Source organism: Streptosporangium amethystogenes, assembly GCF_000721075.1.
GTDB lineage: Bacteria > Actinomycetota > Actinomycetes > Streptosporangiales > Streptosporangiaceae > Streptosporangium > Streptosporangium amethystogenes.
Genome location: NZ_JOEQ01000001.1, coordinates 352,868 through 376,970 on the forward strand (window position 1 = coordinate 352,868; position 24,103 = coordinate 376,970).

General features: G+C 71.4%; 17 protein-coding genes. 5 read left to right on the forward strand and 12 right to left on the reverse strand.

The window, feature by feature from the left end; translation table 11 throughout:
• Both IG98_RS0101585 and IG98_RS0101590 read left to right on the forward strand, forming a co-directional pair.
• Complete coding sequence (locus IG98_RS0101585; RefSeq protein ID WP_030904348.1) at positions 1–750, forward strand: glucose 1-dehydrogenase; 750 nt, start codon at positions 1–3, stop codon at positions 748–750.
• A gap of 128 nt (positions 751–878) precedes the next feature.
• Positions 879–3,269, forward strand: coding sequence for an ATP-binding protein (locus IG98_RS0101590; RefSeq protein ID WP_030904349.1), 2,391 nt, complete (start codon positions 879–881; stop codon positions 3,267–3,269).
• Positions 3,270–3,432: 163 nt separating this feature from the next.
• Here IG98_RS0101590 and IG98_RS0101595 read toward each other — a convergent pair whose 3' ends face one another.
• Both IG98_RS0101595 and IG98_RS0101600 read right to left on the reverse strand, forming a co-directional pair.
• Positions 3,433–3,981, reverse strand: a complete 549-nt coding sequence (locus tag IG98_RS0101595; RefSeq protein WP_084195065.1) for an ATP-binding protein — start codon at positions 3,979–3,981, stop codon at positions 3,433–3,435.
• Positions 3,978–4,187 carry a DUF5999 family protein gene (locus IG98_RS0101600; protein WP_030904353.1) on the reverse strand — a complete coding sequence of 70 codons (210 nt, stop codon included), beginning with the start codon at positions 4,185–4,187 and terminating at the stop codon, positions 3,978–3,980. The genes IG98_RS0101595 and IG98_RS0101600 overlap by 4 nt, the downstream gene beginning before the upstream one ends.
• Before the next feature lie 528 nt (positions 4,188–4,715).
• Between IG98_RS0101600 and IG98_RS50055 the strand changes: the two genes are divergently transcribed.
• Positions 4,716–6,242: a CHAP domain-containing protein gene (locus IG98_RS50055; protein ID WP_245651364.1), complete on the forward strand. Its 1,527-nt coding sequence runs from the start codon at positions 4,716–4,718 to the stop codon at positions 6,240–6,242.
• A gap of 13 nt (positions 6,243–6,255) precedes the next feature.
• Here IG98_RS50055 and IG98_RS0101610 read toward each other — a convergent pair whose 3' ends face one another.
• From IG98_RS0101610 to IG98_RS0101640, 7 genes are all read right to left on the reverse strand, one after another.
• Complete coding sequence (locus IG98_RS0101610) at positions 6,256–7,077, reverse strand: TIGR03619 family F420-dependent LLM class oxidoreductase (protein ID WP_030904357.1); 822 nt, start codon at positions 7,075–7,077, stop codon at positions 6,256–6,258.
• Positions 7,078–7,129: 52 nt separating this feature from the next.
• Positions 7,130–8,128 carry an acyl-CoA dehydrogenase family protein gene (locus IG98_RS0101615; RefSeq protein WP_030904359.1) on the reverse strand — a complete coding sequence of 333 codons (999 nt, stop codon included), beginning with the start codon at positions 8,126–8,128 and terminating at the stop codon, positions 7,130–7,132.
• A complete protein-coding gene (locus IG98_RS0101620) occupies positions 8,125–9,270 on the reverse strand; it encodes an acyl-CoA dehydrogenase family protein (RefSeq protein WP_030904361.1) in 1,146 nt (381 codons plus the stop codon). Before IG98_RS0101620 ends, IG98_RS0101615 begins: the two co-directional genes overlap by 4 nt.
• Before the next feature lie 275 nt (positions 9,271–9,545).
• On the reverse strand, positions 9,546–11,285 hold the full coding sequence (locus IG98_RS0101625; RefSeq protein WP_030904363.1) for a S1 family peptidase: 1,740 nt from the start codon (positions 11,283–11,285) through the stop codon (positions 9,546–9,548).
• A gap of 261 nt (positions 11,286–11,546) precedes the next feature.
• Positions 11,547–12,296: an ABC transporter ATP-binding protein gene (locus tag IG98_RS0101630; protein WP_030904364.1), complete on the reverse strand. Its 750-nt coding sequence runs from the start codon at positions 12,294–12,296 to the stop codon at positions 11,547–11,549.
• 19 nt (positions 12,297–12,315) lie between these two features.
• Positions 12,316–15,027, reverse strand: coding sequence for an ABC transporter permease subunit (locus tag IG98_RS0101635; protein WP_030904365.1), 2,712 nt, complete (start codon positions 15,025–15,027; stop codon positions 12,316–12,318).
• A gap of 208 nt (positions 15,028–15,235) precedes the next feature.
• Positions 15,236–16,492, reverse strand: coding sequence for an ABC transporter substrate-binding protein (locus tag IG98_RS0101640; protein WP_030904366.1), 1,257 nt, complete (start codon positions 16,490–16,492; stop codon positions 15,236–15,238).
• Between the two features lie 271 nt (positions 16,493–16,763).
• On the opposite strand from IG98_RS0101640, the gene IG98_RS0101645 reads away from it, so the two are divergent.
• Positions 16,764–17,867, forward strand: a complete 1,104-nt coding sequence (locus tag IG98_RS0101645) for an alcohol dehydrogenase catalytic domain-containing protein (RefSeq protein ID WP_030904367.1) — start codon at positions 16,764–16,766, stop codon at positions 17,865–17,867.
• Between the two features lie 41 nt (positions 17,868–17,908).
• Here the strand turns inward: IG98_RS0101645 and IG98_RS0101650 are convergent, their stop codons facing one another.
• The gene (locus IG98_RS0101650) at positions 17,909–20,143 is read right to left on the reverse strand and encodes an MMPL family transporter (RefSeq protein WP_030904368.1); all 2,235 of its coding nucleotides are present in this window, start codon (positions 20,141–20,143) and stop codon (positions 17,909–17,911) included.
• Positions 20,144–20,269: 126 nt separating this feature from the next.
• Between IG98_RS0101650 and IG98_RS0101655 the strand changes: the two genes are divergently transcribed.
• Positions 20,270–20,848: a TetR/AcrR family transcriptional regulator gene (locus IG98_RS0101655; RefSeq protein WP_051751352.1), complete on the forward strand. Its 579-nt coding sequence runs from the start codon at positions 20,270–20,272 to the stop codon at positions 20,846–20,848.
• 18 nt (positions 20,849–20,866) lie between these two features.
• On the opposite strand, the gene IG98_RS46490 is transcribed toward IG98_RS0101655, so the two are convergent.
• Positions 20,867–22,909, reverse strand: coding sequence for a protein kinase domain-containing protein (locus IG98_RS46490; protein ID WP_051751353.1), 2,043 nt, complete (start codon positions 22,907–22,909; stop codon positions 20,867–20,869).
• A gap of 285 nt (positions 22,910–23,194) precedes the next feature.
• Positions 23,195–24,025, reverse strand: a complete 831-nt coding sequence (locus tag IG98_RS0101665) for a TIGR03619 family F420-dependent LLM class oxidoreductase (RefSeq protein WP_030904371.1) — start codon at positions 24,023–24,025, stop codon at positions 23,195–23,197.
• Between the last annotated feature and the right edge of the window lie 78 nt (positions 24,026–24,103).

Here is a 24,103-nt window from a genome sequence, read left to right on the forward strand (position 1 = left end):
ATGGGTCTTCTGGACGGCAAGGTCGCGCTGGTCACCGGTGGCGCCAGGGGCATGGGCGAGTCCCATGTACGGCTGTTCCTGCAGGAGGGGGCGCGGGTCGTCTTCGGCGACGTGCTCGACGAGGAGGGCAAGGCGCTCGCGGAGGAGACCGGGGCGCTCTTCGTCCACCAGGACGTGACCAGGCCCGGGGACTGGCAGCGCGCGGTCGGTGCCGCCGTCGACACCTATGGCAAGCTCGATGTGCTGGTCAACAATGCCGGAATCCTGAAATTTCGTCGGATCGAGGATATGGCGCTGGAGGAGTTCGAGCGCGTCCTCGACGTCAACCTCAAGGGGACCTGGCTCGGCGTCAAGTCCGTGATCGAGCCGATGAGGGCCGCCGGGCGGGGCTCGATCGTGAACATCTCCTCGGTCGAGGGCTTCATCGGCGCCGAGGGCATGTCCGCCTACTCCGCCTCCAAGTTCGGCGTACGCGGGGTGACCAAGGCCGCGGCCCGCGAGCTCGCCCAGTTCAAGATCCGGGTGAACTCCGTGCACCCCGGCGCGATCAACACCTCCATGGTGCTGGATCCGGAGATCATCGCCAAGGTGGACGCGGAGGCGTTCATGAAGTCCATGGTCATCAAGCGTTTCGCCAAGCCTGTCGAGGTGTCCCACGTGGTGGCCTTCCTCTCCTCCGACCGGGCGAGCTACTGCACCGGCAGCGAGTTCACGGTGGACGGCGGCCTGCTGACCGGCGCGGGCTACTGATCCACCGGCGCCCATCCGGTCGCGGTCACGGCGCGTACGGGGGCGAACCCCCCTGCGCATAGTGTGGATGGTGCCGGTCGGACCCGAACCTGTGACGGTTCGCCTGCCGAGGCCGGCGTGAGGCGCTGATGGATGAGGTGGCACCGGCCACCCCGAAACGGTGGCAGACAGTGGGGCTGCCACCCGAGGTGACCAGTTTCGTAGGACGTCGGCATGAGGTGGCCGAGGTCAAGCGCCTGCTGTCCAGAGCCCGCGTGGTGACCCTCACCGGCCCCGGCGGCGTCGGCAAGACCCGGCTGGCCCTGCGCGTCGCGGCCGACGTCCAGCGGGCCTTTCCCGACGGGGTGTGGCTGGTCGAGCTCGCCGGGCTGAAGGACCCCGAACTGCTCGGCACGACGGTGAGCGAGGCCCTGGCGATCATGGACACCTCGCCCAGTCCTCCGGTGGAGGTGGTCGCCGAGCACCTCAGGAAGAAGCGCGCGCTGCTGATCCTCGACAACTGCGAGCACCTCCTGCGGGACTGCGCCGTGCTGGTGGAGATCCTGGTGCGTTCGGCCCCCGCCCTGCGGATCCTCACCACCAGCCGGCAGGCGCTGGGCATCTCCGCCGAGCAGACGCTGGCCGTGCCGACGCTGCCGCTGCCGCCGCCGGCCTCCGGCTCCGACCGTCCGAGGCTGCCGGCCGAACCCGCCACCCAGGCCGAGGCGGTACGGCTGTTCGCCGAGCGGGCCTGCGCCGTCCTATCGGATTTCACGGTCACCGAGGCCAACCGGGCCGCCGTGGAGCAGATCTGCCGCAGGCTGGACGGTATCCCGCTGGCGATCGAGCTGGCGGCCGCACGGTTGCGGGCGCTCTCTCCCGAGGAACTGCTGGCCAGGCTGGACGACCGGTTCCGGCTGCTCACCGGTGGTTCGCCCACGACGCTGCCCCGCCAGCAGACGTTGCGCGCGCTGATCGACTGGAGCTACGCCCTCTGCACGCAGAAGGAGCAGCTGCTGTGGGCGCGCGTCTCGGTGTTCGCCGACGGCCTGGACCTTGAGGCGGCCGAGGCAGTCTGCTCGGGGGACGGCATCGATCGCGAGGAGGTGATCGACCTGGTGATCGGGCTGGTGGGCAAGTCCGTCCTGATCAAGGAGGATTCCCCCGCCGCCCCCTCGGTGACCCGCTACCGGCTGCTGGAGACGATCCGGCAGTACGGCCGGGAGCGGCTCGTGGACCTGGGTCAGGAGACCGCGCTCCGGCGGCTGCACCGCGACCACTACCGGCGGCTGTCCGCAAAGGCGTACGCGCAGCGGTTCGGCCCTTTCCAGGTGGCCTGGTTCGGCAGGTTGAACCTCGAACACGCCAACCTGCGCACCGCGCTGGAGTACTGCTTCACCGACCCCGGGGGGGTCCCCATCGCCCTGGGCATGGCCACCGACCTGCTCTACCACTGGATCACGAGCCACTACCTCAGCGAGGGCCGTCACTGGCTGGACCGGAGCCTGCCGGCGGTCACCGAACCCGACGAGATTCGGGGCCGCGCGCTGTGGTCCAACAGCTGGCTGGCCATCATCCAGGCCGACGTCACCGCCGCCGCGGCGATGCTGGAGGAGGCCCGGGCGCTGGGAGACCGGCCCGGGAACGAGCCGATCCTGGGCTATGTCGCGCTCTACTCGGGGATGATCGCCATGTCCCGGGGGGACATCGGAGCCGCGATCGAGCTCTACCGGGAGGCGGCGGCGCGGCACCGCGCCGACGACGACCCGACGGGCCTGGCCCTGACGCTCATCCGGCTCTGCCTCGCCCACTCCTTCCTGGGCGACTGGGAGAATTCCGTCTCCGCGGGCGAGGAGTGCCTCACGCTCTGCGAAGCCCACGGGGAGGGCTGGCACCGGGCCTACGCGATGATGGCGCTCGGCATCGGGGTCTGGTCCCGGGGCGACGCCCGGCGCGCGACCGAGCTGGAGAAGGAGAGCCTGAGGTTCAACCGCTCGCTCGACGATCTGCTGGGCCTCGGCGTCAACCTGGAGGTGCTGGCCTGGATCGCCGCCGCGGAGGGGGACCACCGGCGGGCGGCCGTACTGCTGGGGATCCTGGAGACGATCTGGCAGGCGGTCGGGGCACCGATGTCCGGGTTCGGACACCTCACGCACTACCACGACGAGTGCGAGGCCCGTACGCGTGAGGCCCTCGGGAAAGTGGCCTTCGACGCGACCGTCAGGCGGGGCGCGAGGCTGTCCTGCGACGAGGCGCTGGCCTTCGCCCTGGACGAGGGCGCTCGCTCAGGCGGGCATCCCGGCAGGGCCGAGCCGTCGCCGTCCCCGCTGACCCGCAGGGAGACCGAGATCGCCCAGCTCGTCGCCCGGGGACTGAGCAACAAGGAGATCGCGGCCTCGCTGACGATCGCCCAGCGCACCGCGGAGGGTCATGTCGAGCACATCATGACCAAACTGGGCTTCCACTCCCGGGCCCAGATCGCCGTCTGGATCGGCGAGCGCAACCGGGACACGGACGAGAACCGCCCCTCCGGCACCTGACGGGAGGAGGGAAGGGGGACGCCGGAGCCGACGAGTGCGGCGATCTCGTCGGCTCCGGCGGACGGCGGAGGGCGAGTCAGGGAACTCGGCCTCCGCTCTTCGGAGGTGGTATGTGGGTCCGGCTCCCGGCGGGGGTCGACCGGCGTATATGGCGGACCCGCGGTCAGCGCTCGGCGGCGGCGTACGCGGGGAGCTCGAACCAGACGGCCTTGCCCGCACAGGTGCGGTCGCTACCCCAGCAGCAGGAGAGCAGGTCGAGCAGGTACAGCCCGCGGCCCCGCTCGTCGTCCTCGCGCGCCTGGCACACCTGGATCGGGGAGGGGTCGGGGTCCGTGTCCTCGACCTCGCAGCGCAGCAGGCCGTCCTCCAAGGAGAGGGCGAGCCTGATGGTCCCCCGCGAGTGGCGCAGCGCGTTGGTGACCAGCTCGCTGACGAGCAGCTCGGCGACCGTGCTGTGTTCCTCCCGCAGCCCCCAGTCCGCCAGGCAGGCGCGGGTCATCCGGCGTGCCCGGGGTACGGATGACGACTCGGGCGTGAGGGAGAACGACGTCTCCTTCACGTCCGGCCTCTCGGGGCGGGGGGCCGTGGACGCCACCTCCGCAGGGTGTGGCTCGCGCACGCGGCCGTCGCCGACGGCGACCGGCCACGGCTGGGTGACCTGCTGGAGTGGCGCGCCCGGTCCCTGGTCGGTGGGAACGCGGACCGGACTCATGCCGCCTGCCTCATCGGAACGCGGTGGGCGGACATGTCGTGGACGGGAGTGCTCCGCCCGTCCGGCAGGAGCGCTCCGGTGTCATCGAAGACCACGACGCCGTTGCAGAGCAGACCCCACCCCTGCTCGGGGTGGAAGGCCACGAGGGACGCGGCTTCGTGATCGGGGGCGCTTGCGAGAGGGCATCGCGGCTGGTGCTGACACATGGCTCGTACCTTTGATCCTTCATTGGTTGCAGTTGAGCCTTCGATGTGACGAGCATCCCTCAGCAGCGATCCCGTCATATCGGGATAAATACCTATATCCATACCCATTTCGCCGATGGTAAAGAGGACGGCCCTCGGCAGGGGGGATGGTCAACGGGACCGATCCGAGCGGAGACAGGCGCTCCCGGCTCCGGTTGCGGCCGCCCCGTAGATCTTTTCGCCGAACGGTCTGCCCGCGAAAGATCGCACGAAAGCCCGCTGACGTCGCCTTTTGTCTAGATATATGACTTCGAGTGACTTTGCGCGCACTTTAGACTGTCGTGACCTATCCTTGAGGCCGGGTAACCTCCCTCGTCACGGAAGACAACCGGCCAGTGGTGCCGCCGCACGCGTCCCACCCGTCCCTCGGGAAGCTCGCGTGAACGCGCCGTCGCTCAACCCCGTCTCCCGGTGGCCAGGTCGCGAGGCGGAGCGACCATGCCCGCACGGCCGCCGGGGGTCCCCCTGAAACCTCATATGACCCCTGAGATGCAGAAGTTCATCAAGCTGCTGGAGAGCCAGCTCGGATACTCCGAGAAGAGCGGCGGCTACACCAAGTTCGGCGACTGGTACGGCAGGACCGTCGAGTTCGACGCCGACTACACCGCCGCCCCCTGGTGCGACATGTACCTCTCCTGGGCGGCCGCCAAGCTGGGCTACCAGGAGTGGGTCGGCCAGTTCGCCTACACCGTCTACCACGCCCGGTGGTTTCGCCAGCAGGACGCCTGGGGCACCACTCCCAGGCCCGGGGCCATCGTCTTCTTCGACTGGAGCGGTTCGAAGAGGATCGACGGCATCGACCACGTGGGGATCGTCACCCGGGTCGAGGGGAACAGGATCCACACGATCGAGGGCAACATCGACGGTGGGATCGCCAAGCGCAAGGAACGCGACACCGGCAAGGTCGTCGGCTACGGGTATCCGGAGAAGATCAAGGCCCGGCTGGACCGGGAGGCCACCGAGAAGCAGACGGTTCTCGATCCCGCCGCCACCACCACCGCCACCGCGGGTGGGGGCGGTGGCGGCGGCAACCTGGTGGCGGTCGATCCGGGACCCGACCTGCTCGCCCTGGTCCCCGCCCCCGTCCCCGCGAGAAAGACCCCGGAGTCCGCGGGCCCCGGCAAGGCCGGACAGGCCCCCGGGCACGCCACCGGGACAGCCGCCCGAAACGGCCGGGAGGCCACCTCGGGGAACCGCGGCGAGACCACCTCGGGAGATGACGGCGGGACCGTCTCGGGGAACGGCGACGGGACCGCCACGTCGCGGCAGAGCGGCACCGCGAACACCTCGGACGGTGACCGGGCGGTCACCGGAACGCCCGGTCAGGCCCGGGTACCGGCCCCCGCCGGCCGTACCTCACCGGGCAAGCACGCCAAGGCCGCCACCGCCGACACCAGCGCGCTCGCCGTCTCGCCGACCGCCACCGTCCGTGATCTCACCGTGTATCCCCCGGAGCTCGGCACCCCCGCCGTGCTCGCGCCGGTGCTGCTCGCCGCGGTGGCGATCATCGCGCACACCAGGGCCAAGCAGTCGAGGGTACGGCTCGCCCTTGCCGCCGAGCGCACCGCGCCGGTCACCCCGTCCCGCAGGGCTCCGGGCCGCCGCCGCGCCGCCGGCCGGACCGGTACTCCCGGCCGTTCCAACGCGCCCTACCGGGGCAGGCGTCGTTTGCACGAGCGTCCCGTGGTGGAGTCGTCCACCTTCGTGCAGGACGCTCCGTTGCGTGGCCGCCGCCACCGCCGGGCCGACTCTGTGATCACCACCACCATCCCGGCCACCCCGGCCCATTCCGCCCACCCCGTCCGCTCCACCATGCCCGCTCACCTGGCCACCGGCCCGAGAACGGCCACCATCTCCGCCTCCCTCCCCATGGCCCGGAGCGGCCGGAGTGGTCAGGGCGGCCGGGGCGGTCCTGCCACCTCGGCCGGCTCCCTCACCTCATCCGCCGAACCAGGCGACGTCCTGGTGCACAGCGGCTACCGGGGACGCCGCCGCAGGACAGGGGTGCCGGCCTAGGGACCCGACGAATCTAGAAATGATCGGCGGCGAAGGCGGCCAGCGCGGCCACGGCGTCGCGGCTGCGTCGCCAGGGGCGGACGATCATGCGGTCCACGCCGAGCCTCTCCCAGCGCGGGATCTCGGCGGGGCCGCCGAGCTCGTAGGCGTGCACGGTCACCGAGAAGGGGCGGTCGTCGCGGAGCGCGGCGAGCCTGTCGAGCTGCGGGCGGATCGTCTCCAGGGAGTGCGGCATGCTGATCCAGCCGTCGCAGAGCCGGGCGGCCCGCCGCAGGGCCGCGCCCGACTCGCCCCCGGCGAGGATCGGCAGCCGGTCCTGGACCGGTTTGGGCTCGAACGCGACCTCGGGGAAGTGGTGGAAACGGCCCGCGTGCGCGACGACCGGCTCAGACCAGAGTCGCCGGGTCACCTCGATCGCCTCGTCCAGGCGTGGGCCCCGGGTCGCGAAGTCCACCCCGGCCGCCAGCCACTCCCCCTCGTACCAACCGGCACCGACCCCGCAGATCGCCCGCCCTCCCGAGACCCTGTCCAGGGTGGCGAAGGCGCGGGCGGAGACGAAGGGATGCCGCAGCGCGTAGAGGTGCACGGCGGTGCCGAGCCGTACCCGCGAGGTCAGCCCGGCCAGCCAGCACAGGTAGGCGGGGGCGTCGAAGAGCGGGGTGACCGGGGAGATGCCCGGCCTGTCGGTTCCCGGATAGACGGCCAGCGACAGGTCGGTGGTGAACACCAGGTGCTCGGGCAGCCAGACCGACTCGAACCCCAGCTCGTCGGCGGCGACCGCGACGTCCCGCCACGCGTCCGGATGGATCAGCCCCAGCGGGACCCCGAACCTCACAACGCCCCCCTCGATGGCCGGCCCCGCTCGTGGCCGGCCGGGACCTCCCGGCTCACGGCCACCTCACCGGTCCGGCGGAACCGAGGATCTCGGCTCTCAGCCGGGACCGGTGCAGGGCGGTGCCGCCGTAGGCGGCGGAGAGGGACCACACCCGGGCGAGCCACAGGTGCAGATCGAGTTCCTCGGTGTAGCCGATCGCGCCGTGTACCTGAAGCGCGGTCCTGGCGGCCAGCTCGGCGGCCTCTCCGGCGGCGGCCTTGGCCGCGGCGACGTCCCGGCCGGCGGTCGGCAGCCCCCTGTCCACCGCGAAGGCCGCGGCGTAGACCAGCGGCGCGGCGAACTCGACGGCCACCGCCACGTCGGCGAGCAGGTGCTTGACCGCCTGGAAGGACCCGATCTGGACACCGAACTGCCTGCGGGTCAACGCGTGGCCGACGCTCGTCTCCAGCAGATGCCTGGCCGCCCCGACCAGCTGGGCGGCGACCGCCACGGTGACCGCGCGGATCGCGGGGGCCACCGGGGCCGTGAGCCGAGTCACACCGTCGGATTCCGCGTCGGATTCCAGGTCGAAATCCACCGCGAACAGCCTTCTGCTCCGATCGACCCCCGACTGGGGCGTGAGCCGTGCCCGCCCTGGCGTCACCGCGTACGGGACGCCGTCGCGCTCGACGACCAGCAGGTCCGCCAGGTCCGCGTCGGGAGAGTAGACCTGGTCGCCGACGCGCACGCTCACCCGCAGCGAGCCCGCGGCGAGCTTGCCCAGCAGCGGGTCACCGGCGAGCAGCACGGGGGCCGCCACCGCCGTCTCGGCCACCGGACCGGGGAGTGCGACCCTGCCCGTCTCCTCGAAGGCGAGCACCGCGTCGAGGAGTCCCAGCCCGAGGCCGTCGTGTTCCTCGGGGACCAACAGCCCGAACAGTCCGATCTCGGCGAGCCGTGACCAGGCGGGGGTCCGCTCCGTCCGCGCGGCCCGAGCCGGGCAGTGCGCGGCGAGTACCTCCCTGACCGTGGCGGCCAGTGCGAGCTGGTCATCGGTGAAGGCGAAGTTCATCGTGGAAGCCCCAGGACGCGTTCGGCGATGATGTTGCGCTGGATCTCGTTGGTGCCCGCGTAGATCGGTCCGGCCAGGGAGAACAGGAAGCCGTCCAGCCAGCGTCCGCCGTCCTCCGCCCCGGGGGCACCGCCGTCCAGGAGGCCGCGCTCGCCGAGGAGCCGCAGGGCGAGGGTGTGCATGCGCACGTCCAGCTCGGACCAGAAGACCTTGCCCATGCTGGAGGCGGAGCCGATCTCCTCCCCCGCCGCCAGACGGCGGGCGGTGCCGAAGGTGTGCAGGCGGTAGGCCTCGGCGTCCAGCCAGGCACGGGCGACCTGGTCGGCCAGGACGGGATCGGTGCCATCCGAGCGGGCCAGCCGGACCAGCCGGTCGGCCGTGGCCGTGAACCGGCCGGGGCTGCGCAGGGTAAGGCCCCGCTCCGAGGAGGTGGTCGCCATCGCGATCCGCCAACCCTCGCCGGGGGCGCCGAGCACCAGGTCGTCGGGGATCTCGACGCCGTCGAAGAACAGTTCGGCGAACCCGTGCTCGCCGTCGAGCTGGGCGATGGGCCGTACGGTGACATCGGCCAGCGGGAACATGAAATAGGTCAGGCCCCGGTGCCTGGCCGAGGCGGGGTCGCTCCGGAACAGGCCGAAGCCCCAGTCCGCGTGGCAGGCCCGGGAGCTCCAGGTCTTCTGCCCGTACAGCCGCCAGCCGCCCTCCACCCGCTCCGCGCGGGACCGCAGGGCGGCCAGGTCACTGCCCGCCTCGGGCTCGGACCAAGCCTGTGCCCAGACCTCGTCGGCCCTGGCCATCGCGGGCAGGAAGCGCTCCCGCTGCTCCGCCGTGCCGTACGAGAAGATCGTGGGGGCCAGCAGGAAGATGCCGTTCTGGCCGACCCGGCCGGGGGCGCCCGCCGCCCAGTACTCCTCCTCGAAGATCAGCCACTCGACCAGGCTCGCCCCCCGGCCGCCGTACTCGACGGGCCAGGAGACCACCGACAGCCTGTCGGCCGCGAGCAGGCGCTCCCACTCACGATGCGCCTCGAAGCCCTCCCCGGTGTCCATCGAGGGCAGCGGGGCGGCCGGGACATGCCGGGCCAGCCAGTCCCGCACCTCGGCCCGGAATTCCCGCTCCGCGGGAGTGAAGTCCAGATCCACTACACCAACCTAGCGCACGCTTGGGTGAGCGTACAGCGGCCGTACCGCGAAAGGCCCGGAGCGGTGGTTCCGCTCCGGGCCTCGGCACTCGAACGGCACCCCTCGGGCGAGGGGCGCCGTTCGAGTGATCGCCCGGCGTCACCCGTCCGAACGCCGCTACCCGGACGCCGTTGTCCGGATGACCGCCCGGCGTATTCGGGCAGGTGACGCCGATTCCGCTCGGGCGAGCGCCGCCGGCGCTCCCCAGGGGTGCGGTGCCACCCGAGCGGACGTGATCAGCGCTGCTCGGGCGGGCGCTGCCCGATGTTCCGGCGCAACTGCTCCAGCTCCGCCTCCAGACCTGCGATCCGGGTGTTCGCCCCGGGGCCCGGAGTCCCCTGCTGGGGCTGCGGCTGACCGTACGGCGACTGCGGGCGGACCGCCCTGGTCTCCCCCGCCGGGAGCGGGTAGGGCGGCCGCTGCTGGTACTGCTGCGGCGCACCGTACGGCTGTCCCTGCTGGCCGTATGGCGGCTGGCCGGGTGGCTGGCCGTACTGTGGCTGGCCACCCGGCAACTGCGCCGGGTAACCGGGCTGCACCCCGTACGGAGCGGGCGGGAAGGAGGCCGGCCCCCTGGAGCGGCGCTTGCCCCTGGTAACCGCGACGATGGTGCCGATCACGAACGCGGCGACCAGGCCGCCGCCACCCCAGAGCAGCCACGGCAGGATCGGGGTGCCGCTCTCGTCCTTGCCCGCGGTGATGGCCTGCTGGGAGTCGCTGATGTACTTGGCGACGTACGGGTGGTTCGGCTGCAGCGCCTGCACCTCGCGGAACTTGGGCAGCGCGTCTGCGTACCTGTTCTGGAAGAACAGGTCGAGCGCCTCGTTGTAGGCCTTCGTCGTCGTCGACTCGGCCGGCTTGATGTTCTTCTCGTTCAGCTTCTCCTTGACGATACTGACCGGCAGCACGAAGCTCTCACCCTCGGTGGAACCACCGTCCTGCTGGATCAGGCCGCCGACCAGGATGCCGATGACCTTGCCGTCCTTGCTGAACACCGGACCGCCGGAGTTGCCCGGATAGGAGGGCGCCTGGGTCTGGATGTACGGCACCCCCTCGGGGGTCTGGCGGCTGGCGTTGTAGGGGCCCTCGGTGAACGCCGGGTCGAGCTTGGACTCAAGGTTGAAGATCGAGGTCTGCGTCACGGTGCCGGGGAACCCGCTGATGTAGAGGGTGTCGCCGACGCGCACGTCCGAGTCCTCGCCCAGCGGCACGGTCGGCAGGTTGTTCTGCCCGTTGACCTTGAGGATCGCGACGTCCTTGCCCGGGTAGACCGTGCCCTTGGCGACCAGCTCGATCGGCACCGTCTTGGTGGTCTTGTCGACGCCGCCGCCCGGCAGGCTCTGCAGCAGCGAGAGCGAGCTCTGGACATTGCGGATCTTGATGTTCTCCGCGTTCCAGATCTGGAAGATCTTCGTCGCGGTCCGGAGGATCTCCTCGTCGGAGGCGATGTCGCCGAGGCTGGTGACCAGGTCCGCGGCGTCCTTCTCATTGATCTTCGTGAGCGCCTGCGCCGCGAAGGTCTGGGCCAGCTCGGTGTCCTCCTGGCCGACGCAGTGCGCCGCGGTCACCATGTAGCCGTCCGGCGTGATCCACCAGCCGGTGCACAGCCCGCCCGCCGTCGCCTCGACGACCCGCTCCTGCCCGCCGGGCGAGAAGTAGCGGCCCGGGTTCTTGGCCATCTGCTGCACGACCCAGCGGTAGATGCTGTTCTCGTCGGAGGAGATCTTGCCGCTCTGGACGGCGCTGATCCCCTGCTGCGTCAGGGTCCTGATCGCCTCCAGGTTCGCCTCGGGCGTCGGCACGGCCACGTCCGCCGTGTAGGACACCGAGGTCAACTGGACGGACGGGTGCGTCCTGGCGGCCAGCCACGTCCCGACGGGGACGTCGACCTCTTTGGGTTTGGCCACCGCTGTACCCGGCAGTGCCAGCGCGCTCGCCAGCACCAGGCCCGCGACGGCGCTGATTCTTCCCCACATTTTCGTACTCTCCCCAAAACTTGCTTCCCGAGGCGAGAGCATGACGGGGACTACTTGGGGAGTACTTGGAAGCCACTGGTGGATCGCCGGAAACGTCCGACGACATGCTGGAACCATCCCGGCGCTCAAGGGGCAGGACGACCCCACGCCAGTAAGCGATCAAGGTATGGGTGAGTATATGCCCACAACGGCGAGTGTCGAATCCATACGCGACGCGCGGCCCCCGATCGCCCCGGAATCCCACCCGCGCGAAGAACGAGGTCAGCCGAGATAGGCGGCACGGACCACGGGATCCTCGCGAATCTCGGCGGGAGCGCCCGAGGCGATGACGCGGCCGAGGTCGAGGACGACGAGACGGTCACAGGTGCCCATCACGAACCCCATGTCATGTTCGACCAGCAGGATCGTCGTCTCCAACGCCCCGATGACCTCCTCGATACGAGCGGTCTGGTCGGCGTCGAGACCGGACGTGGGCTCGTCGAGCAACAGCAGGGACGGCGCGTCCGCGAGGGCGCGGGCCAGCTCGACCAGGCGTCGCGACCCGGCGGGCAGTGCCGCCGCGTAGGCGTCGCGCAGCCCGTTCAGACCGCAGAGCTCCAGCACCTCGTCCACCCGCTCCCCGCGTTCCCGCTCCAGCCTCCGGCGTCCCCGCCAGCCGACCAGGTCGGCCGGGAGCCCGCCTCCCCCGCCTCTCCACTCCATCGCGGCCAGCACGTTGTCCGCCACGGTCAACCGGCCGAACACCTGGGTCCGCTGGAAGGTACGGCGCAGCCCGGCACGCGCCCGCCGCACCGCCGGAGTCCCCGTGCTCTCGCGGCCCATCACCGAGACGGCACCCGAGGTCGGCCGGCGCAGTCCGGAGATCACGTCGAACAGCGTGGTCTTCCCCGCCCCGTTGGGCCCGATCACCCCGCAGACCTGACCCACCGGCACCTCGAAGGAGACGTCGGTGAGCGCGTGGACGCCCCCGAAGGAGACCGATACGGCCTCGACCCGCAACGCCGCGCTCATCGCCACCTCATCTCTCCTGTCACGACACCCCCAGATAGGCGGCGGTGAGCCTGGCGCCGTCCACCTCGGCCCGGGGGCCGGTCCAGGTGACCCTGCCCAGGCGCATGAACGCGACGGTGTCGGCGAGTTCGAGCACCGAGGTGGCCTTCTCCTCCACCAGGAGCAGCGCGACGCCGCGCTCGCGCAGCTCGGCGAAGACCTCGAAGACCTGCTCGACGACGAGCGGTGCCAGGCCGAGCGAGGGCTCGTCGGCGATCAGTACCCGAGGCGGCCTGACCAGGGCGGGAGCCAGGGTGAGCAGCTGCTGCTCACCACCGGAGAGTGCCCCGGCGGCAAGCCCCCGGCGCCTGGCGAGTTGCGGCAGCCGCTCGTAGACGGGACCTGGATCGGCGAGCCAGGTCCGCAGGTTCTCGTCCACGGTCAGTCCGGGGAAGACACCGCGCCCCTCGGGTGCGAGCAGCACACCTTCCCGCGCCCGGCGGTGGGCGGGCCAGGAGGTCACGTCGGCCCCGTCCAGGACCACCCGCCCCGCCGTCACCCGGAGATCCCCTGCGGCGACCGCGCAGGTGGTGGACTTGCCCGCGCCGTTCGCGCCGAGCAGCGCCACCACCTCTCCCGGTCGTACCGCGAGGTCCACCCCGCGCAGCACTGTGACGTCCCCGTACCCGGCGACCACGCCCTCCAGCCGGAACAGCGCGTCCTCGACGGCGGGGGCCCGCGGCGGTGCGGTGACCGGGCGGTGGCCGGTCCCGTTCGTCACCTGCACCGCCGGGACGGCCCCCTCGCGCGCGGGTGTCTCGCGCCGGAGGGCCGCGGCGCGGTCACCGCGCGTGCGGCGGCGGTGGCGGGCCTCGCCCAGCTGGGCGAGCACCCCGTCCGGATGCCTGGCCAGGATCATCCCGCCGGCCCCGAAGAGGATCGCCCCGACGTGCGCGGAGACGTGCCACCCGGCCAGCAGCTCGGGGAAGATCGCGGCGATCAACCCGCCGAGCACCGCGCCGCCGATCCTGCGGACGCCCTGCAGGACCACCACGGCCAGCCAGACGAAACCCGAGAAGGCCGGCAGGTCGGTGGCCGTCACCGACCCCTTGGAGATCGCGAACAGCACTCCGCCCAGCCCCGCGATCCCGGAGGCCAGGGCAAAGAGCATGATCTTGGTACGGGGTGCCGAGATGCCGGAGGTGGTCGCGGCGGCGGGCGCGGAGCGGACCGCCAGAACCGCCCGGCCTGAGGCCGACCGTTCCAGGTTCCGCACCAGGAGCCCGACCAGCCCGATCAGGGCCAGCAGCAGCAGGACCCGTACCCGGGGGTCGGTGGTGTCGGCGAAACCCAGTCCGAGGGCGGGCAGCGGCCAGCCGATCGTGCCGTTGCTGAACTCGTCGATCTGGAAGAGCACCTGGTCGGCGAGGAGGGCGAGGGCGAGCGTCGCCAGGGTGAGGACCCGGCCGCCCAGCCGGAGGGCGGGCAGCGCGACGAGCACGCCGACCGCCGTCGCGCCGAGTACCCCCAGCAGGATCGCCACCGGGAGGGGCAGGCCGGAGGAGAACGCCCAGCCGCAGGTGAGCGCGGCCATCGAGGCGAAGGACGCCTGCGCGAGGTTGACCATGCCGCCGATGCCGGTGACGACCACGAAGGAGCAGAAGATCAGCGCGAGGACGAGCCCCTGGGCCACCACGCTCACGGAGAAGTCGTCGGCCGGGCGGGTGAGGGTCCAGGCCAGCAGCGCGACCAGGCCGAGCACCCACGGCAGGCGCCGCCGCCACGGCGGCAGGTCGGCCAGGTGGTCGGGGGGCGGCGCGTCCTCGGCGGCGGACCCCGCGATGCGGCCCCTGGACCGGTTGAGCAGGATCAGCCCGACGAACAGCAGGATCACCGGTACCGCCGTGCGCAGTCCGGTGACGTCCTCGGCGAAGTCCGCGTACCCCGCGACCAGGTTCTGCACCACGCCGAGCCCGAGCCCGGCCGCGAACGTCCATGGGATCGACCGGAGCCGGCCGAACACCGCGGCCGTCGCCGAGACGAACAGCATCACGGTGAACGCGGTGGAGTCCAGGCCCAGGGTCGAGACCGCCAGCACCCCGGCGAGCCCGGCGAGTGTCGAACTGAGCGTCCAGGCCATGGCCGAGGAGGCGTCGACGTCGATCCCGCGCAGGGTGGCCAGCCCGCGGGAGTCCACCGAGGCGCGCATCCTCAGGCCGTACGGCGTGTGCCGCATGAAGGCCCACAGCCCCACGGCGGCCAGCACCGCGAAGGCGAAGGTGATGAGCTGGTCGGAGTCGAGGCGGACGGCGCCGAAGGCGTAGGTGGCCGCCGGGTAGGGGCCCAGGCCGCGCGGCAGCGAGGTCGCGTCGGCACGTGGCAGCCCGAGCGGCTCGGCGACCAGGTCGACGACCAGCAGCCCGAGCGCCGGCAGCGCGATCGTCAGGCCGATGGTCCCGACGATCTGCGCCGTCTCCCCCGCCTGGGCGAGGCCGCGGAACATGACCCTGTGCAGCAGGTACCCGAGCAGCGGCGCGAAGAGCGCCACCGCGACCACCCCGGCCGCCCAGGCGGGCAGCCCGAGACCCACATTGAGTTCGAAGTACAGCAGCGCGGCCAGGAACCCGATGGCCCCGTGAGCGAAGTTGAACACGCCCGTCGCCGCGTAGGACAGGGTCAGCCCCGAGGCCATGACCGCGAAGACGGCTCCGGTGACGAGGCCGCTGAGAATGTAACCAACAAGCTCGGACATAAGGGCCTTCACCCCGGGATTTCGCGCCTGGTTGCTGACTGCTCACGGGTGTGACCCGTTCGCCTGCGGGACCGGTCGTACCGGTCCCCGAGGAGGACGACGGTCGGATGGTGGGGTTGACGGGTGAGGGCCGGCCTGGCGGCCGGGGGTGCCCCCGGCTCGCCGCTCACATGGCCCGCCAGACGCGTGAGCGGCAAGCCCGCGCCCGCTATTTCAGCGGGACGTTGTCGAAGCACTTCATGTTCTTGGCCACCTTGAAGGCACCCCCCTCCAGCTTGACCAGGGCGCCGCAGCCGTTGGGCTCGGTGTGGTCCTTGGGATAGCGGATCCTGCCGAAGCCGGGATTTTCGTAGTCGAAGGAGCCGTTGGCCGCGGCCAGGAATCTCTCCCTGGTCAGCTCCTTGCCGGTCTGCTCCAGGATCTTGAGGAAGATGTCGGCCGCCCAGTAGCCGATGGCCAGATGCTGGGTGAGCTGGGTCCCCGGTGCGGTCTTCGCCACGTCCGCCTTGAGCTGCGCGATCTCCGGGGCCTGCGACTCGAAGGGCTCGAACATGGGGGCCGCGATCACGCCTTCGAGCGCCTGGGCGATCGCCGGGTCCGCCAGGATCGCGGCGTCGTAACTGGTCGCGTCGGAGATCAGGCCCTGGTAGCCCGCCTTCTTCAGCGCGCCGTACAGGCCGACGTTGAACTTGGTGCCGGCGATGATCGAGACCACCAGGTCCGGCGGCCCGCCGCCGTCGGAGGTCATGATCTTGTTGACGTACGGGAGCCAGTCGGGTGGCGGGGCCGCGGCGGGCAGACCCGAGTTGAGGCCGACCAGCTTGAAGCCCGCGGCCTCGAAGGACTGCGAGATGGTCTTGCCCCCGTACTTGCTGCCGCTGGAGTCACTCGTCTGGACGTAGACGCTCTTGCCCGCCGAACCGCCGATGAGCTCGGCCATCTGGTTGCCCCACCAGGTCTGCGAGCCCGCGCCCGGCTGCGGCGCCAGGCAGCCGTTGTAGCCGAAGCCCGTCTTCGTGCCGCACCACTGCGGCCCGGTGGCCCAGCCGAACCACGGCACGCCCTGCTGCTCCAGGAAGGTCGCGCCGCCGAAGTTGGGCGCGTGCACGGGGACCAGCGCGAACACCCGGTCCTTCTGAACCAGCTTCTTGGCCGCCGCGTCACCCTTGGCCGCGTCCTGGTTGTCGTCCTCGGCCCCGATGAACTCGATGGTGCGCCCGTGCACGCCACCGGCCTCGTTCGCCCGCTGGAACCTGGCCCTGGCCCCGATCTCCGCGTCCTTGGTGGAGTAGCCGCTAGCGCTGGTCTTGGTGAGCACTCCGCCCACCTTGACCGTCGTGGCGGTCACTCCTGCCGCCCCCTCGGAGCCACCGCCCCCCGCGGCCTTCTGCTCGGCCGCGCAGCCGCCTGCGGCGAGCGCCGCCGCGGCCACCAGGCCGATGAGTCGCACTGCCTGCCGTCTCATAGGTCGCTCCCTGCCGTGCCGTGCCGTGCGGCGCGCGCCCGCCACAATTTGGCCTAGCGCTCGCTTGGTTTCGTCAGCGTAGATTTGGCATCCTGGGGTGTCAATGGAAGATCACCACACCCCCCACACCGGCCACACGACCCTCCGGAAGGCGGGGAGGAGCGGGCGGCGACGCCCCGAAACAGTAGATAACCAAGCAATTGCTTGCTTATAATGCCGCTCCGGGCCAACGTGCGGAGCGCACGGGGCCCTCGGCTCGACGGGAGCGGACATGTTGATGCGTGCGGCCGTACTCACCGGGTTCGGCACGGCGCTGGAGGTACGCGAGGTCGAGATCGCCGATCCGGGCCCCGGCGAGGTGCGGGTGCGGATCAAGGCCTCCGGCGTCTGCGGGTCCGACATCAAGGCGCTGGACGGCAAGAGCCCGGTGGTGCGACGGCTTCCCTTCGTGCTCGGCCACGAGAGCGCCGGGATCGTGGAGAGCACCGGAGCCGGGGTGACCGGCGTCAGGCCCGGCGACCATGTGATCATCGCGATGAACGGCGCCTGCGGGCGCTGCCGCAACTGCGGCGCCGGCCGGTTCCACCTGTGCGGCGGCCCCGCCAGGACGGCGGCCATCATGGGTACGATGCGCGACGGCGGTACCCGGATCACCGTGGACGGCGACGGCGCCAGGACGATGATCGGCATCGGCTCGTTCGCCGAGTACGCCGTGGTCAACGAGGCGATGTGCGTGAGGATCGCAAAAGACGCGCCGTTCGACACCATGTGCCTGCTGGCCTGCGGGGTGATCACCGGCGTCGGCGCCGTGCTGAACGTCGCGCGGGTCACCCCCGGCTCCAGCGTGCTGGTGGTCGGCTGCGGCGGGGTCGGGCTGAACGTCGTCCAGGGCGCCGCGCTGGCCGGAGCCACCACCATCGTCGCCGCGGACGTGGCCGAACAGAAGCTGAAGCTGGCCGAGGAGTTCGGCGCCACCCACACGATCCTCGTCACCGACCTGCCCAAGCAGGTGGGCGAGATCGTCAGGGGCGGCGTGGACTACGCCTTCGACGTGACCGGCGTGGCCGGCGTGCTCGGCACCGCCCTCGCCTCCACCCAGCCCGGCGGTACGACGGTGATGGTCGGCAGCCCGCCGCAGGGGGAGCCGATCAGTGTCGAACCGGGCCTGCTGTTCGCCTCCAGGCGCCTGATGGGCACCCAGGGCGGCGACGCCGCCCCGATCAGGGATCTGCCCATGCTCGCCGAGCAGTACCTGCGCGGCCGCCTCGACCTCGACCGCCTGGTCAGCGAGCGCCTTCCGCTGGAGGAGATCAACGAGGCGATCCGGCACGTCCGCGAGGGGGCGGTGGCCCGCAGCGTCATCGTCTTCGACTGACCGCCGCCCTCATGCACGACCTCCCCGGTCGCCGCCGCGACTCAGCCGCGACCCGCGCCGACCAGTTCCCTGCTCGGCTCCTCGGCCTCCTCGTCCTCCTCCTGACCCTCGATGGAGAGGTTGGGCAGGAGACGGTCCAGCCAGGCGGGGCACCACCAGTTCAACCTGCCGAGCAGGACCATGGTCGCCGGGACCAGCAGGCCCCTGATGATCGTGGCGTCCACCGCGATGGCCACCGCCAGGCCGACACCAAAGATCTTTACCATCGGGTCGGGGTAGGCGACGAACGCGACGAAGACCGAGACCATGATCAGGGCGGCGGAAGTGATCACCCGGCCGGTCGACCCCAGCCCCTCGGCCACCGCCCTGCGGTTGTCGCCGTGCTTCAGGTACGCCTGCCGCACGGCGGTGAGCAGGAAGACCTCGTAGTCCATCGACAGGCCGAACAGGATCGCGAACAGCATCAGCGGGATGTAGCTGTCGATCGGCACCGTGAAGAAGAGCGTGCTCAGATAGGAGGCGTCCACGTTGACCGGCGGGTCCATGCCGACCAGGCCACTGCCGAGGCCCAGGGAGAAGACCAGCGAGAGCGCACCGAACGCGGCGCCGAGCGAGATCAGGTTCATCACCGCGGCCTTGATCGCGACGACCGGCGAGCGGAACGCCAGGAGCAGCAGCAGCGCGCTCAGCAGGACCACGACGCCGACGACCAGCGGGGTACGTGCGGCGATCTTGGAGTTGGCGTCGGCCATGCCCGCGACCTCACCGCCCACGTGCACCTTGGCTCCGTCGAACTCCATCGCGCGGACCGCCTTGACCACCTCCAGCGCCCGGGGGTCACTGGGGGCGTAGTCGGGGATCGCCTGGATCAGGGCCGCCGTGCCGCGCTCGTTGAGCACCGGGTCGCCGACGTGGGCCACCCCTTCGACACCCTCGACGCGATCCTTCAGGTTCTGCAATATGGCCGGGGCGGGCTTCCGGTCGACGACCGGGGTCTCCAGATCCGCCACCACGACGAGCGGGCCGTTCATACCGGGTCCGAACCCGGCCTGCAGCAGCTCGTAGGAGCGCCGCGCATCGGTGCCGCGGTCGCCGTAGCCGTTGTCGAGCGTGCCCAGCTTGAGTCCCAGGGCGGGGGCGGCGAGCGCTCCCAGGAGCACAAGGCTGAGCGCGAGCACGCTCCAGGGCCGCCTGGCCACCCAGTTGCCCAGCGAACCCCAGCCGGAGGAGCCGTGGCTGCCCCGGCGCCCCATGAACGGCAGGCGGAACGCGTTGACCCGCTGTCCGAGCATCCCGAGCAGCGCGGGGACCAGCGTGACGGCGGTGATCACCGCGCAGACCACCGAGATGCCGGTGATCCAGCCGAGCGTCTGCAGCATGGGGAAGTCGGCGAGCATCAGCGCGCTGAGCGCGATGATCACCGTGCCGCCGGCGAACACCACCGCGCCGCCGGAACTGGCGACCACCCGGCGGATCGCCTCGTGGACGGGCACATCGTCGGCCAGCAGCTTGCGGTACCTGCTGAGCAGGAAGAGCGCGTAGTCGATGCCGACGCCGAGGCCGATCATCGTCGCCAGGATCGGCGCCTGCTTGGGCACGTCCACCAGGTGGCCGAGCAGGCCGATCGTGCCGAGCCCGGTCGCGATGCTGACCAGTGCGACGAAGATCGGAATCATCGCGGCGACCAGGGTGCCGAACGCGAACAGCAGGACCAGCAACGCGCAGACCACACCGATGATCTCGCTCGTCCCGGTCTTGATCTCCTTGTTCGCCGGGCTCGACGAGCCGGCGGGCACGACCTCCAGGCCCGCCGCCCGCGCGGGCTCGGCCGCCTCGACGAGGAGCTTGGCGGTCTCGGCCGTCTTGGTGGTGTCGTGCCCCTCAAGCTTGACCGCGATGAAACCGATCTCCAGGCTGGGCGCGATCCCGCCCGTCCGGGAGGGAGGGGTCACCTCCACCACATGCGCGACCTTGCGGATCTGCTCCGCGGCACGTTCCACCGCGCTCTTCCTCGGCTCGGCGAGGAGGGAGCCGTCGGGAGAGTAGAGGACGAGCTGAACCGACCCCCCCATCTCGTAACCGGGGCCGAAACCGTCCTTCAGCAGGTCCATCGCCCGCTGGGTGTCGGTGCCGGGGAGGCTGGTGTCGTTGGTGGCCGGTCCGGGGAACAGCACCGATCCCGCCATCAGCAGTGCCGCGGCGACCACCCACAGCGCCAGCACCGCCTTGCCATGCCGCGCGCACCAACTCCCCAGCCGCCCCAGCAAACCAGACATTCGGTGACCGCCCTATTAAAGTCTGAAATGTGCCTGAAACACCGTACTGTACGGTCGTACAGAACCTACGATACGAGAGTAGGCGCGCCAATTGGGAAATGTCCCCAATAGCGTGGGATTGAGACGATGACCACACTTGAGCATGGACACGACACGCGCGGCCGGATCCTCGACGCCGCTCGCCGGCTGTTCGCCGAGCGCGGCTACGCGGCGACCTCGCTGGCCGACATCGCCGCGGCCGTCGGCCTGACGAAGACCGCCGTCGCCTACCACTTCCATCCCAAGGACCGGCTGGCCACCGAACTGCTCGCACCCGCCGCCGAGGACATCATGGTCCTGATCGAGAGCGACTTCGACGACGACCGCGCCTTCATCGAGGCTCTGGTGACCTTCGTGGTCAGGTACCGGGCGATCATCCGGCTGATCATGGAGGACCTCGGCGGCGCCGACGACGCGCCGCCCGGCTCCCCCGGTGAGATCATCCGTGCTTTCCGTGACGAGATCTACCACCGGCTGGCCGGACCCGACCCCGATCCCGACCGCCGGGTCTGGGCCTGGGCCCTGCTGGGGTCGCTCCAGTACGGGGTGGTCAAGACGATCGACCTCCCCCAGGAGGAGGTCAGGAAGACCCTGCTGACCACCGCCCTGGCCGCTACCTCGCCGTCCCGCGGGCGCCCATCGCCCCGGCCCGCCGCCGTACCGTGACGCCGTACCGGGATGCCGTCATCCCGAGGGAGCCGCCTCCCCGGGTACGGGAACCGGCGAGTCGGGTGGATCGGGAGGCGCGGTGGTCTCGCCCGGGCCGCTGCTCGGATCCGGCCCCGGACCGGGCCCGCTCTGACCCGCCACACCGACGGTGATCACGACCGTCGCGCCCGGCCTGGCACAGGTGCCCGGCGCCACGCTCTGCGCCAGCACCACACCGTCCTGAGCGTCGTCGGTGACCAGCCGCGCCCGGGTCCGTACCGCGAAACCCGCCCCGCCGAGCGTGTTCGAGGCATCGGCCGCGCTCTGGCCGGTGATCGACGGCACCGAAGCACCGTGCCTGGAGATGACGAGCGCCACCGCACCGCCCGGCGAGACGTGCTTGCCCGCGCCGGGGATGCTCGCCAGCACCCGCCCGGCCGGCTGGTCCGAGCAGCGCGTACTCACCTCTCCGGCGACCAGCCCGGCCTGGGCGAGCGCCGCCTGGGCGGCACTCCTGGCGAGGCCGACCAGCGTGGGCACCTGGATCCCCGCGGAGACCTCCAGGTTGACCCTGCCCTTCCTCGGCAGCGTGGTCCCCGCCACCGGATCACTCGCGAGCACCTCTCCGACCGGCCGGTCGGAGTTGACCGCCTGGACGGTCCCGGCGACCAGCCCGGCCTGTTTGATCAGACGCGCCGCCCCGGAGCGGTCCAGCCCGACGAGGGCCGGCACGACCGTGGTGACCTCGGACGGTGGCAGCGGGGAGGATCCGACACCCTCCGCGCGCGGAGGCCTGGCCGGGTCCGTCGGGAGGGGCCTGATCGGCGGACTCGTCCTGCTCACCTGCGGCGCCGCCTCGACCTGGGGACTGGTCTCCACCACCGGAACCGCCGACGGTGCCACCGCGCCTTTCGGTGCGACACCGCTCAGTGCCGGGACCAGCACCCCCACCAGCACCGCGGCGCTCACCAGCAGCGCCCCGGAGACCGCCATCGACGCCCTGGTGGCCGCCCGCCCCGGGTGAGTCCGAGGCTCGTCGAAGTCCTCGCCTTCGGTGAAGTGCCCGCGCCCACCGGACATCGCCCGCCAGGCGGACCCGGACGGGCGCGACCTCCCCGCGAGGCCCGGCACCTCGAAGGAGCCGGGCGGATCCGAGGAACCGGCGGGACCGGACACGCCGGACGGGTCCGAGGCGTCAGACCCGCCGGAGCCGGCCCGCAGGGCGAGACCGCCGGGCACCGGAGGGGTCCGGGAGTCGAGCACCGACCTGCGCCCGTCGTCGCCGAGCAGCGCGAGCAGCAACTCCCGGCTGCTGGGACGGTTACGAGGATTCTTGTCCAGGCAGTCGACCACCAGGGCTCCGAGCAGCCCGTCGAGGCGACCCAGCTGCGGGGCGGCGGTGAGGATCCGGTTCAGCACCGCCGCGATCGAGTCCTGGCCGAAGGGCGCCTGGGCGTTGGCCGCGAAACATATCGTGGCACCCCAGGCGAAGACGTCGGCCGCCGGGTTGATCTCGGCGCCCTCCACCTGCTCGGGCGCCATGTAGGCCGGAGTACCCGCACCGCGCCCGCTCTGGGTGGCCGCCGCGTCCAGCGCCCTGGCCAGCCCGAAGTCGATGACCCTCGGCCCGTCCGGGCCGAGCAGCACGTTCTGCGGCTTGAAGTCGCGGTGCACGATCCCGGCCCGGTGGATGGCCGCGAGCGCGGTGGCCGTGCCGATGGCCAGACGCTCCAGCCTGCCTCCCTCGCGGGGCCCGCTGACCGCGACCTCGCGGTGGAGCGACGGGCCGTCGACGTACTCGCTGACGATGTAGGGCCGGTCGCCGTCCAGCCCGGCGTCGATCACCTGGGCCGTGCAGAACCGGGCCACCTGCTTCGCCAGCTCGACCTCGCGCAGGAAGATCTCAGGGTTCTCCCCTACCGAGCCGTGCAGAAGCTTGACCGCGTAGGGCTCTGATCCGGTGTCGGGGCGCACCCCGACATAGACCACTCCCTGGCCTCCCTCTCCGAGCCGCCCGATGATCTCGTACTCACCGAGCGCCGCCGGATCCCCCGTTCTGAGCGGCTGCGCATACGGCACGCGAGCCTCCCCTCGCCGCCACCCTTCTCACTCAAGAAGAAGCATCGCCGACAGTCAACGGGCAGACAGGTCTTCTCTTCCTCACCGTGATGTTCATGTGATGCTCAGGTCAGGGCAAGTCCCAACAGACCCCCCGAATCGCCGATGCCCAGCGCAGAGCCGGTGCCGGGCCGGTCATCCGGTACGGCCCGCGGGACCAGACCCCGGTGCGTCGTTCCCCCGGAGTCGGCGCCCCGGACAGGTCCACGACCTCGTGCCCTCCGGGAGCGGCCGGGCCGCGGCCGGTCAGCGGAGGAAGGTCGCGTACTCGTCGAGGACGGGGAGGACCTGGTCGGCCTCGGCGCTGGGGAGACTGAACACGACCTCCTCGACGCCCAGTTCGGAGTAGTAGTCGAGTTTCTCCGCGTTGGGGAGCGTGCCGAAGGGGACGACCTTGACCATCTCGCGTTCCGCCTTGTCGCAGGCTTCGCGCAGGGCGGGGAGGGCGGCCCTGATGCCCCGGCCGCCGATCGGCATCCAGCCGTCCGCGTACTCGGCGACGTGGGCGAAGAGCTTGGGGCCCGCACCCCCGCCCACGTAGACGGGGGGACCGGAGACCGGCTTGGGCCAGGACCAGGAGGGCTCGAAGCCGACGTGGCGGCCGTCGAACCCGGCCTCCTCCCGGCTCCACAGGGCCTTCATCGCCAGCATGTGCTCGCGGGCCACGTCGCGGCGGGAGCCGAAGCCCTGCGGGCCGAGGTGATCCTCGACCTCCTCGACGTTCCAGCCGAACCCGATGCCGAGCACCACCCGGCCGCCGGAGAGGTGGTCGAGGGTGGCGACGGCCTTTGCGGTGACCAGGGGTTCGCGCTGGGCGACGAGCATGACGCCGGTGCCGAGGGTGATCTCGCTCGTCACGGCGGCGGCGTGGGAGAGCGCGACGAGCGGGTCGAGCGTGCGCCGGTACTCCTCGGGGAGCACCGCCTGCCCCGCCGCCGGGGGCGTACGGCGGGAGACGGGAATGTGCGTGTGCTCCGGCAGGTAGAGGGAGGCGAACCCGCGCGCCTCGGCCGCCCTGGCCAGCTCCGCGACCGGCATGGACCGGTCGGTGGCGAACATCGTGACACCCAGCCGCATCAGCGCCTCCGTCTTCGCGTCCGGACCCCCGGCGGGTGTCTCGCCTCTCGGCCGGACACCCCGCCTTCGCCGGACATT